Here is a 10,579-nt window from a genome sequence, read left to right on the forward strand (position 1 = left end):
TCCTTGCTAATTGTCTGCTTCAAAGTCGGGAAGGGGCCGGATGGGGCTAGCGGCTTGCTTGGGCTCAGCTGCTAGGGGCAGGTCCTCGGCCCTAACTTCCTCTTCCGGGAGGGCGTCCACGAGGTAATCTTCACCCTGGTCCTGGATGAGGACATGGTCAGGTTGGCTATAGTGTCGGCCCGGACGGTCATCATAGACTAAGACCTGGTCCCCTAACTCTTCCTGGCCAGACTTTCCTGGTTGATTGGCCGATGCGCTGTCTGAGTGCTCAGGAGCCTCTGCCAGTTCCTGGGTCCAGTCCTCGAGCGCGTCTTCAGCAGACGCCGTTAATTGCACCCGGACCAATTCCGGACGGTTATTGATGCGAAGGCCTAGGTTGGCCCGGCCAATGCCCCGGGAAATCAACAAGGATTTATAGGGGTTACCTGGCAGGCGGAAGACGCCTTCGGTATACTTGGGCAGGTAGCCTTGGCCAGGCGCATAGAGCCCCCCTAGCGGCCCTAAATTAAGACTGCCCCCAGTCGCCAAACCTGACAGGACAAGGTCAGCTGACTTGCTGAGGTCTTCATGGTAGCGTAAGAAAGCTTCCGGGTGACTGGCCAGTAGGATCTTAACCTGCTGGGTCTGCTTAGGTGTCAGATCGATATGGCGTAGGACATCGCCCTTGAGGAAGGCGCGGTTGCCCTTCTCCATGAGCCCCATAATGGTGATGGCTTGGCCCTTATAGGTCAAATCCACCGCTTGGTCATGTAGGAATTGCACCCCATAATTGCGGAAGATACGCTCCATCTGCGGGGCCTGGGGGTGTTTGAGTTCATGGGGCCCATAGACCGCAAAGACAGGCGCAATCGCTGTCAGTTCCTGGGCAAAGTGAGCGAGTGCGTTCAGGTCAAGGGTCCCCTCTTGGTCAAGGATATTCCCCGTCAGCGCGATCATATCCACCTGACTAGCCCTGGTCTTATGCAAGAGGTCCTTGAGGTCCACCCGGTGCTTAGGAAAGTTCAAGTCGGACAGGACAGCAATCGCAAAGCCATCCACAGCCCCCGCATAGCGAGGACTCTCTAAAAGATAGTCTTGGCGTTTCAAACGATAATTTTGGACATAGCCATAGAGGGCGAGGGCTGCTAAACAGCCCCCTCGCCAGAGTAATTTTTTGAGATGGGATTGAGTCATATGAAAGCCTCCTCATTCTACTGCCCCAGGTCGGTCTTGTCGGGGCTTTTCGAGTCATTTACTCCTATTTTATCATAATGTAGCTGGCTTTGAGAAATTTTGCCCATGTCCAAAGAAAATTTAAAGGATGAGCGACTAGCGGGCAATTCCTTATCGCTTTCTTCTCCTGCGTGTTATAATAAAGAATTGAATTCAATATGCTAGAAAGGAGCCTTTTTATGGCGAGCGACTTAATTGAAAATAAATTAAAATTACTGCCTAACGATCCCGGCTGCTATATTATGCGGGACCGCAACCACCATATTATTTATATTGGTAAGGCTAAAAACCTTAAAAACCGGGTTCGCTCCTATTTCAAGAGCTCTCATACCGGAAAAACCGCCCAATTAGTCAGCGAAATCCATGATTTCGAAATTATTATCACAACCACCGATAAGGAAAGCTTGCTCCTAGAGATCAACCTTATCCAAAAATACCAACCCCACTATAATATCAAGCTCAAACAGGGCACCATGTATCCCTATCTCAAGATCACCAATGAAAAAGATCCCCAATTGATCATCAGTTCCGTCGTCGAAAATGACGGGGGCCACTATTTTGGTCCCTATCCCAATGTCAATGCGGCCAATGCCACCCGCGACCTCTTGCAGAAGACCTATCCCCTTCGCCGCTGTGGTAAGAATGAGAAAAGGGCCTGCTTCTATTACCACCTGGGCCAGTGCATCGGCTGCTGTGACCATCCTGTCAGCCAGGAAGTCTATGACAAGCAAATCCGCAATATCACCCGCTTCCTCAACGGCAATGTTAAAAAGATCAAAAATGACTTGCAAAAGAAGATGGCCAAGGCAGCAGAAAATATGCACTATGAGCGGGCAGCGGATTACCGCGACCAAATCCACTATATCGAACAGACCGTTGAACCCCAAAATGTTATGAGTAAGCAATACAATAACCGGGATGTCTTTGCCTTCTACATGGATAAGGGCTGGATCAGCATCCAAACCTTTATGCTCCGGCAATTCTCGATTATCAAGCGGGACTCCGCCCTCTTCCCCTGCTATACCGAACCAGAGGAAGAGCTAACCTCTTATATTGTCCAGTTCTACCAAGATAAGAACCACACCTTACCCAAAGAAATCCTGGTCCCCAAGGGCTTGGACAATGCCCTATTGGAAGAGACTTTGGGCATTTCCGTAGCGACGCCTCAGCGTGGCGACAAGCGCAAGATGCTAGATTTAGCAGCATCCAATGCCGAACTCGCCCACCAGCAAAAATTCCGCCTCCTGGCCATGAATGAGCAGAAAACAACAGGAGCGGTGGAAGAACTCAGCCAAGCCCTCAACTTGCCCTACTTACGAGTGATTGAAAGCTTCGACCACTCCAACCACCAAGGGGCAGACAATGTGTCGGGGATGGTCTGCTATGAAGACGGCAAGCCCAATAAGAAGAAATACCGGAAGTACCGCATCAAGAGCTTCCAAGGAGCTGACGAATATGCTTCCAGCCAGGAGGTTATCCGCCGGCGCTATTCCCGCTTGCTCAAGGAAGGCCAGCCCCTCCCCAATATCATTCTTATGGACGGTGGAATTATCGAAGTCAATGCCGCCCGAGATGTCCTGGACAATGAACTTGGCCTCGAGGACCTTCCCGTCGCTGGCATGGTCAAAGACGACAAGCACCGGACGGCCCACCTAATCTACGGCCAACCGCCTGAAATTGTCGACCTCGACCCCAAGTCCCAGGCCTTCCACCTGATTCAGCGCATCCAAACAGAGGTCGACCGCTATGCCAAGAGTTTCCACCGCAATGTCCACAGCAAGAACTCCTTTACCTCCCGCCTAGATGCCATCAAAGGTGTCGGGCCGAAAACACGGACCAAGGTCATGCGCCACTTCAAGACACTGAAGAATATACGCGCTGCTAGCCCTGAAGAGATCCAGAAACTCTCTATCCCTGCCCAGGTTGCCTTGGAAATCCACAAAGCCGCTTGGGAAGGCTTGCCAGATAACCCCTACCAAAAAGAAGAAGCCCAGAAGACCAAGTAAAGCAAAAAAGCCTCGCTGGCTCCAGCAATTAAGCTGGTAGCTGTGCGGAGGCTTTTTCTTTCTTACTTAGGCCGACGACTAGATAAAATGCCTGCACCTAGTCTTTAGGCGAAGACTCATCTGACTGGTCGACATAGAGAGTTGGATTATCACGCAATTGCGTCTTCTCATCATAGGTCAACTGATCATCGGGATCAAAGATGGCTTCTGCCTGTTCTTCTTCCCCGCGGATATCATCCGAGAAAGTTTGGTCCATATGGTCAAAGAGTTCTGGATCATGCTGGGGATCAACGACTTGGGTCGTATCCGGCACATCTTCAGCTTCCTCACTCGGACGGCTTGGCGCGTCATCTAAAGTCGAATCCGCTGCGGTAAAGATAGCGGCTGCACCAGCTCGTTCGCTAGGGCTCAAGTCTTCGGTGGTTGAATCTTTTGTTTTTAACTCATCAGGAACGGCGAAGGCCATAGTTTCTTCTGGAACCTGGGGCCGTTGGTCTTGCTGGTAGATTTCCGTCTCACTGCCTTGCCCCCAAGTCGTTAGGTTCAATTCGGGGAAGGCTTCGTTCAATTCCAAGCGGTATTGCTTAATATAATTCCGATAGAAGACGGCGGTTGCAGTGAAAGCCCGTAGACCAAAGACGACATAGACGATTATGAGGATAAAGGCAATCCCCCCTGCCAGGAGTCCAAAGAGGCCCCCATCGAGATTGAAGACCAAGCCCGTTGCGATAAGCACTAGGCCAAAGAGGAAGGCCAGGAGATAAGGCACCACCATGTAGAAGAAATGAATACGGAAGAGTTTAAATTTATTCCCCCGCATCATCTGCCGGATGATGCCTAAGAGAGCGCTAGCTGAAGCTGTTTCGCTGTCATAGGGCAGGAAGGGAGTAAAGGCAAAGCCATAGAGGAAGGCTAGATAAAGCAAGGTCAAGACAAGGGAGACGGCAAAGGAAATACCAGCTAAGATCAAGAGCCGACTATCCCCCGCCAGGAAGGCTTGGGCTAGTTCTTGTCCTGCTGCAGCATCGGGCATTTGGACATTGAAGGACCAGGCCTCATTGGGCAGGAGGTTATAAGTCGTGAGCCCAAAGAGAACCCCCGAGACCAGAGACATTAAGAGACTCACCAAGGCAAAGAGCAATTCAAAGAAAATATAGGCAAGCACGTTCCGGCCTGGCCGCCGCCTAAAAGGCCGGAAGATGGTTTTAATCCGGTAGTTGCCGGTATCCACCATCTCTAAGAAAGACCAGGGGAAACCGAATACCATCATTTGAATAATGACATATAAATAAATTAAAACAAAAACAACACCTAAAAGCCCAAGGAGCCATCCCGCAGCCTCTGCCTGGCTCAAATAGCTCAGACCCATTGTTGCGACCACTCCCATTGCACTGAGAATAATCACAGCGATGACATAGGCTAAAATAATTCGCCAGCTATTGCCTCTCTGGGCATAGCCCGCTTGCTCGCGAATGTCACGATTCGCTACACTCAATTTGTATTTCATCATTTTCTCCTCCATTCACTCGGCATCTTGTTTCAATTATACCGCAAGTCGCGCCCTATTGTAAAAATTAAAGGGCAGCTTCTTCACGTGCTAGCTGCAAGACCAGGGCCGCCGCCGTATCCCGCTCCCAGGAAAAGCGACCATTTTGCAGGTGGTAGTCAATGTTCTGGCGACTCGTTTGGGCAATCCGCGCGATAGAAGCGGCGTAACCCTTCTTAAAGAAACCCGTCACATAATATTGGGAGCGGTCGAGCCCCTCCTCGATATCGCGGTAGAGAATCGCCTTGGGGGCGCTGAGGTCAAGCGTCTGGTAAGCTGCTAGCTTCTCATCCTGGGCCAAATACTTGCGCTTAGCTTGCCAGATACGCTGGATTCCCAAAGCTAGATTGGCTTCTTCTTCCATATCCGCTGCCAGATAGAGGGGATAGTGCATTTCATAAAGCAAGCTCAGTAAGGCCTGGATTTCCGACTGATCGGCCTTGACACTGGCCCAATGCAAAAGTTGGGTATTAACCAGGGCATCCTCAAAGAAATCGGCATTGTAGAGAACAGTTGATGTCGGAAAGCTCTGGCTTTGAAGCAAGATCCTCTGGGCATAGGTCCGTGCCTGGTCCCCAGCCTGAGAAGCGTCCTCTGTCACAGGCGCTAGACCAATTCCCCCATCGACTCGAACTGGGAAGAGCAATTGATTAAAGATCCGATAGGCCAAGAAGGCAGCCGCTGAATGCTTGAATACTAGGTCTTCCTGGGCTAAAGAAGCGACGAGCCCCGGCTTAAACCACTCACGGACAAAGGCCTGGGCAGTTAGCCAGAGCGGGGCATCCCCTGCTAAGTCCCCGCAGGCTAAACGTAAGACACTAATGCTTGCCATCATCGATTTCCTCCCAAATTAAGTCTAAGCCCCAATCCCGAGCTGCCTCAGAGAAGACCCGACGCAAACGCCTAGCCCAACGCTTTTCACGCGCTTGTAGGTCAGAATAATGGCTGAGCACAATTTTTTGGTCAGGGGGCAGCTGGCTGAGCACATCATATAAAGCATCCAGATTATAAGCAGCATGGCTTGGTCTTCCCTGCAGGATCTCCTGGTAAAGGTAAGCATAGGCCTCCGCTGAGTTAGATAATTGGCGGCCATCGATGTGGATGATAGACTTTTGTGCTTGTTCCTTCATCCTAGTCCACCTCCTTCAGGGTTTGGAAGCTATCATAGTGGTCCTTGGTATAGTAGATCTTATCCCCATCTTCTGAATAAACGAGCCGCTCCGGTCCCCGGGGCCCACCCTGGTAGTTGACATCTGCCTCTCGGTAAGCCTCATCCTCTGGGAGTTGGCCTTCATAATTCCCAAATCGATCGCCCCCGATGGACTTGTGGTCGGTCACTTCCCAGAGATTACCTTCTTCCGGAATCCAACCAGCTGCTTTCGCCTCAGCCTTACGGATATAATTCTTGGGCAGGTCGCCGAATTGATCAATATAGGCTGCAACGTCTTCTGGAGCTGAATAGGCCTCTCCTTCAACCACCTGCTGGGAACCTTGGGACGTGGTCGCTGACTGACTGCTTCTTGGCTCATCTGAGCCTGTCTGGGCTGGCTCTTGGCCTAGGTCCTGACCCGTCCAGAGGGCGAGGCCAAGAACGAGCAAGGCCAGCAAGCTCTGAACAATCTTGTTATTCTTTAATCCCTTCATCTTCATCCTCCATCCTTTTACTTTTATTATAACTGATTTTAAGCAAGGGGTCATGGCTGGTCCTTATTTTACCTCTTGAAACTAGCCATCCCACAAATTTCTGCTATAATAAAGCTAGTTGAAACGCTTTAATGTTGAAAGGAGTTTTCTCATATGAAAAAAGTCATCGAAACCAAGCAAGCCCCAGCTGCAATTGGGCCTTATTCCCAAGCCGTAGAGGTGAACAATTCCCTCTTTGTCTCTGGACAAATTCCTGTAGACCCTAGCACGGGCGAAATTGCTGAGGATATCGAGAGCCAAGCGAAACAATCCATGACCAACTTGAAAGCAATCATCGAGGAAGCTGGCTACCAAGTGAGTGATATTGTGCGTTGCACCATCTTCTTAACAGACCTGGCCAACTTCCAAACGGTTAATGAAATCTATGGCTCCTTCCTCGAAGAGCCCTTCCCTTCAAGAAGCTGCGTCCAAGTTGCTGCCCTACCAAAGGGTGTCCAAATCGAAGTCGATGCCATTGCCGTTAAATAGTAAGAAGGTAAGAAAAAAGGCGAGAGCAAGTTCTGCTCCCGCCTTTTTTGTATTCATTGTTAAGCTTACTTGCCGAAGTGTTCTTGTAGGTAACGGTATGAATAACCTGGGTCTGACCCTAATTCTTCAGCAGCTGCGACTGATTCAAGAATTTGTTCATCTGTATAAGCGTCTAAGGCATGTGCATCTAAGCCAACAACGTCAATAATGGCTTGACGCGCTTGGTTGGCATCTGTCACTGTAACAGGGGTCTTAGAAGCTGGTGTCTTGGTTGTGAACTCAGCTTGACCGGCTTGGCTGTCTTGAGCTTGGTCAGCAGCTGGACTAGCTGAACCTGACTTTGCTTGGGCCTTTTCTGTTTCTTCTTGGGGTGAATTATCTTCGACAAGGCGTGCCGATTTCTTAGCCCCAGTCTTTTGGGATGCTTGATCTTCTGCTTGGCTGTCAGAAACGACTTGGGCTTTCTTTTGGCCTTCTGTAGCTGCTTTACTTTCAGCTTCAGCTGACTTCCCATTATCTTCCTTGGCTGGTTGGAACAAGCCCACACTGGCTTCCTTAGCCTCAGTTGGTAAATAATTCCATGTGAGACTACCGACACCTAAGGCTGCTACAAGAGCTAAGCCTGCATATACTTTCTTTTTCATTTTATTTCTCCCACCCTTCATTGCTAGTTTTATTATAGTCAGAATAGCGACTGATAACAAGCTTAAGGCGGCATTTCATGCTAACTTTAAGATAACTTAAGTTTTAGGCTTGTAAGTAAGCTTCAATCGCTTCTTGGCTATCCGAAGAATCCGCATGGAAGTTATGGATCTCGCCCTGGCCGACTTTGAGCAAGCTAGGTACCGTGTAAGCTTCTGCCCGTTCACGGAATTGTCTGAGGGCTGGGTCTAGGCCATTAGAAGAATCTACATAGTATATGGTCTGACCAGTGGCTTCCATGGCAGCTGTCAGCTTAGGCACAAAACGTCGGCAGTAACCACAAGTTGGCCGTCCTAAAAACACATAATAACTTTGGTCCTCGTGAACGGCATCGAGCGCTTGGCCGGCTTGCCATTCCTCCACCCGGTCTGTGAAATCCTGGAATGTATATTCTGTCATCGAATCACCCTTTCAAAGCTATCTTAGCGAAAGCTGCACCTTAAAGCAAATAGATTGTTTTAGGAGAATTTAAGAGTCAGGGAAGGAAAGTATAGTATAATAATATTATGAATTTCCATCGATACAAGGAGGATTTTATGGAAACCATTTCACTTATTGTTCCTTGTTTTAACGAAGAAGAAGCAATTAATCTTTTTTATCAAGCTGTTGAGAAGGTCCAACCCCAGTTTCCAAGTCATATCGCATTCGAATATGTCTTCGTCGATGACGGGTCTTCCGACCGGACGCGCGATATCCTAGCTGAGCTCGCACGGCAAGACCATCGCGTCCATTACCTATCTTTTTCACGTAATTTTGGCAAGGAAGCGGGGATCTATGCCGGACTCCAACATGCCAAGGGAGACTATGTCGCTATTATGGATGTTGACCTTCAAGATCCGCCAGAACTCCTCCCTGAAATGTACACAATTATCCAGGAAGAAGCTTATGACTGTGTGGGAACCCGCCGCGTTAGCCGGGCAGGCGAACCCCCTATCCGGTCCTTCTTCGCCAACCTCTACTACCGAATCATGCAGCACATCTCCAAGACAGAGATCGTCAGCGGGGCTAGGGACTTCCGTCTAATGAGCCGGCAAATGGTGGATGCCATCCTTCAAATGACGGAATATAACCGCTTCTCCAAGGGCATCTTTGCCTGGGTGGGCTTTAAGACCAAGTACCTGGAATACGAAAATATCGAAAGAAGTGCGGGTCAGACCAGCTGGAGCTTTTGGAGCTTGTTCACTTATTCCATTGATGGGATTATCGCCTTCTCTGAAGTCCCCCTGGATATCATATCTATCCTAGGCTTCTTGTCTTTTGTAGCTGCGATCCTACTCGCTATCTTCTTTGCAGGCCGGACCCTCATCTTCGGTAATCCCACATCTGGCTGGACTTCCCTCAGCGTCATTATCCTGGCTATGGGCGGCCTCCAATTGCTCTGCCTAGGTGTCGTCGGCAAGTACGTGGGTAAAACCTTCCTTGAAGTTAAACACCGTCCCCAATACATTATTAAGGAGACGGACCAAGACCTAGTGTCGGGTCCAAGGAAAGGCTAAAATGACCACTTGCCGTTTAGCCTTTGTTTCTGACCTCCATATCGACCACAGCCAGTCCTGGACCTACCCAGACTATCTTAGAGCCTGCCAAGACCTGATAGCCCGTGAGGCAATCGATTACTTCATTATTGGGGGCGATATCAGCAATGACTGGCAAGTAACGCTTCGCTTTGTTGAAGACCTCCAAGCCCAGTCTCTTGCTGCCGTTTATTTTATTCCTGGCAACCATGACTACTGGCAGCGCCAGCTGTCGCAAAAAGATAGCTGGGGCATCCACCGTATCTTCCAAGCCCACCCGCAGTGCCTGATGGGCAAGCCCCTACAAGTCTCAGACGACTGGCGGATTATCGGCCATCCTGCCTGGTATAACCATGCTGTCCACGACCCACGCTTTAGCCCCCAGCAACTCGAAAGAGGGCGTTTCAAATTAGCTACTTGGCAAGATAAGAAATTTACCGACTGGGGCATGACCGATCGCGAACTGTCGCAAATATTTAGCCAAGAAATTCGCTCCGACTTTCAAGAGGCTCCCAGTGCTCACTATATCCTGGTCACTCATATCCTAACTATTCCGGACTTTACAGTGCCTATGCCCCATCCTGCCTTTGATTTCTTCAATGCTTTTCTAGCCACGGATGACCTCCATAGTCTCTACCAAGATTTCCATATCCCTTACAGTATAATGGGCCATGTCCATATCCGTTACCAGCTATCAAAAGCTGGCACACATTTTATCGCCAACTCCCTTGGCTATCCCAAAGAATGGCGGACGGACCAACTGGACCAAGAGCTCCAATCAGCTTGTTTTATTCTCGATTTAGATTAAATCGAAAAATCCTCCTCCCAACTTGCTAACAAGTAGGAGGAGGATTTTTATCATTTATTTTTTCTAGGCCAGACTTCACTTAGCCTTCAACCTTCTCAGCTTCCTCTATGTCAGCCTTTGCCTGGTCCACTTCATCATTTTTAGACAGTAGAGACATGGCTAAAGTTGTTAAGACAGATACAATAACCGCATCATCGGCAAAGCCAATAGGGCCAAAAATATCAGGCAAGAAATCTGTTGGAATTACCGCATATGCGATGGCAACTCCCATAATTAGCTTGATGTGAGTCGGTGTTTCTTTTTTAAAGAGAGCGCGCACAAATTGCGCCAAGGTTGTTTTGGAATTAGTCAATGCATTCTTTTTCATTCCATCATCCTCCTATACAATCTTATTATAGAAGCTGAACTAGCTAAAGACATCCTACCTTAGACGGATTCTTTGCTGGTTAAGATGAGATACAAAAAGCGACCCTAAAGGATCGCTATTTTTATTTGCACGGCAGCGTCCTAGTCTCACAGGGGGCAACCCCCAACTACATTCGGCGCTAAGAAGCTTAACTGCTGTGTTCGGCATGGGAACAGGTGTGACCTTCTTGCCATTACCACCGCACAATTTTTT

At 49.2% G+C, this 10,579-nt stretch carries 12 protein-coding genes and 1 rRNA gene; 4 read left to right on the top strand and 9 right to left on the bottom strand.

The features are described from left to right. Positions 1-6: 6 nt before the first annotated feature. Positions 7-1,173, bottom strand: coding sequence for a metallophosphoesterase (locus F6I03_RS04310; RefSeq protein ID WP_070430120.1), 1,167 nt, complete (start codon positions 1,171-1,173; stop codon positions 7-9). Between the two features lie 218 nt (positions 1,174-1,391). On the opposite strand from F6I03_RS04310, the gene uvrC reads away from it, so the two are divergent. Further along, entirely contained in the window at positions 1,392-3,218 is a 1,827-nt protein-coding gene (uvrC, locus tag F6I03_RS04315) for an excinuclease ABC subunit UvrC (protein WP_070430119.1), read from the top strand. Positions 3,219-3,315: 97 nt separating this feature from the next. Here uvrC and F6I03_RS04320 read toward each other — a convergent pair whose 3' ends face one another. The 4 genes from F6I03_RS04320 to F6I03_RS04335 form a co-directional block, all read right to left on the bottom strand. After that, on the bottom strand, positions 3,316-4,728 hold the full coding sequence (locus tag F6I03_RS04320; protein WP_150983070.1) for a hypothetical protein: 1,413 nt from the start codon (positions 4,726-4,728) through the stop codon (positions 3,316-3,318). A gap of 64 nt (positions 4,729-4,792) precedes the next feature. Beyond that, a complete protein-coding gene (locus F6I03_RS04325) occupies positions 4,793-5,599 on the bottom strand; it encodes a hypothetical protein (RefSeq protein ID WP_070430117.1) in 807 nt (268 codons plus the stop codon). Continuing rightward, positions 5,583-5,894, bottom strand: a complete 312-nt coding sequence (locus F6I03_RS04330) for a barstar family protein (protein WP_070430116.1) — start codon at positions 5,892-5,894, stop codon at positions 5,583-5,585. The genes F6I03_RS04325 and F6I03_RS04330 overlap by 17 nt, the downstream gene beginning before the upstream one ends. A gap of 1 nt (position 5,895) precedes the next feature. After that, positions 5,896-6,408 (bottom strand): ribonuclease domain-containing protein, encoded by a 513-nt coding sequence (locus tag F6I03_RS04335; protein WP_224788489.1) that lies wholly within the window; start codon positions 6,406-6,408, stop codon positions 5,896-5,898. A gap of 153 nt (positions 6,409-6,561) precedes the next feature. On the opposite strand from F6I03_RS04335, the gene F6I03_RS04340 reads away from it, so the two are divergent. Next, on the top strand, positions 6,562-6,936 hold the full coding sequence (locus F6I03_RS04340; protein WP_070430114.1) for a RidA family protein: 375 nt from the start codon (positions 6,562-6,564) through the stop codon (positions 6,934-6,936). A 65-nt stretch (positions 6,937-7,001) separates the two neighbouring features. On the opposite strand, the gene F6I03_RS04345 is transcribed toward F6I03_RS04340, so the two are convergent. Next, a complete protein-coding gene (locus F6I03_RS04345) occupies positions 7,002-7,580 on the bottom strand; it encodes a hypothetical protein (RefSeq protein ID WP_070430113.1) in 579 nt (192 codons plus the stop codon). A 103-nt stretch (positions 7,581-7,683) separates the two neighbouring features. Next, positions 7,684-8,037: a hypothetical protein gene (locus F6I03_RS04350; protein ID WP_070430112.1), complete on the bottom strand. Its 354-nt coding sequence runs from the start codon at positions 8,035-8,037 to the stop codon at positions 7,684-7,686. 137 nt (positions 8,038-8,174) lie between these two features. On the opposite strand from F6I03_RS04350, the gene F6I03_RS04355 reads away from it, so the two are divergent. Together F6I03_RS04355 and F6I03_RS04360 are read left to right on the top strand one after the other, a co-directional pair. Beyond that, positions 8,175-9,134: a glycosyltransferase family 2 protein gene (locus tag F6I03_RS04355; protein WP_070430111.1), complete on the top strand. Its 960-nt coding sequence runs from the start codon at positions 8,175-8,177 to the stop codon at positions 9,132-9,134. 1 nt (position 9,135) lies between these two features. Beyond that, complete coding sequence (locus tag F6I03_RS04360; RefSeq protein WP_070430110.1) at positions 9,136-9,960, top strand: metallophosphoesterase; 825 nt, start codon at positions 9,136-9,138, stop codon at positions 9,958-9,960. A gap of 79 nt (positions 9,961-10,039) precedes the next feature. On the opposite strand, the gene F6I03_RS04365 is transcribed toward F6I03_RS04360, so the two are convergent. Continuing rightward, on the bottom strand, positions 10,040-10,327 hold the full coding sequence (locus tag F6I03_RS04365) for a YkvA family protein (protein ID WP_070430109.1): 288 nt from the start codon (positions 10,325-10,327) through the stop codon (positions 10,040-10,042). Positions 10,328-10,454: 127 nt separating this feature from the next. Next, positions 10,455-10,570: ribosomal RNA gene (gene rrf / locus F6I03_RS04370) — 5S ribosomal RNA — on the bottom strand. Between the last annotated feature and the right edge of the window lie 9 nt (positions 10,571-10,579).

The organism is Aerococcus sanguinicola (assembly GCF_008726925.1).
Lineage (GTDB): Bacteria > Bacillota > Bacilli > Lactobacillales > Aerococcaceae > Aerococcus.

Bases quoted from the DNA above. Each gene is read 5' to 3' on its own strand.
- F6I03_RS04335 (WP_224788489.1), bottom strand. From the start codon at position 6,408: ATGAAGGGATTAAAGAATAACAAGATTGTTCAGAGCTTGCTGGCCTTG.
- F6I03_RS04360 (WP_070430110.1), top strand. From the start codon at position 9,136: ATGACCACTTGCCGTTTAGCCTTTGTTTCTGACCTCCATATCGACCAC.
- uvrC (WP_070430119.1), top strand. From the start codon at position 1,392: ATGGCGAGCGACTTAATTGAAAATAAATTAAAATTACTGCCTAACGAT.
- F6I03_RS04365 (WP_070430109.1), bottom strand. From the start codon at position 10,327: ATGAAAAAGAATGCATTGACTAATTCCAAAACAACCTTGGCGCAATTT.
- F6I03_RS04330 (WP_070430116.1), bottom strand. From the start codon at position 5,894: ATGAAGGAACAAGCACAAAAGTCTATCATCCACATCGATGGCCGCCAA.
- F6I03_RS04325 (WP_070430117.1), bottom strand. From the start codon at position 5,599: ATGATGGCAAGCATTAGTGTCTTACGTTTAGCCTGCGGGGACTTAGCA.
- F6I03_RS04355 (WP_070430111.1), top strand. From the start codon at position 8,175: ATGGAAACCATTTCACTTATTGTTCCTTGTTTTAACGAAGAAGAAGCA.
- F6I03_RS04350 (WP_070430112.1), bottom strand. From the start codon at position 8,037: ATGACAGAATATACATTCCAGGATTTCACAGACCGGGTGGAGGAATGG.
- F6I03_RS04345 (WP_070430113.1), bottom strand. From the start codon at position 7,580: ATGAAAAAGAAAGTATATGCAGGCTTAGCTCTTGTAGCAGCCTTAGGT.
- F6I03_RS04310 (WP_070430120.1), bottom strand. From the start codon at position 1,173: ATGACTCAATCCCATCTCAAAAAATTACTCTGGCGAGGGGGCTGTTTA.
- F6I03_RS04340 (WP_070430114.1), top strand. From the start codon at position 6,562: ATGAAAAAAGTCATCGAAACCAAGCAAGCCCCAGCTGCAATTGGGCCT.
- F6I03_RS04320 (WP_150983070.1), bottom strand. From the start codon at position 4,728: ATGATGAAATACAAATTGAGTGTAGCGAATCGTGACATTCGCGAGCAA.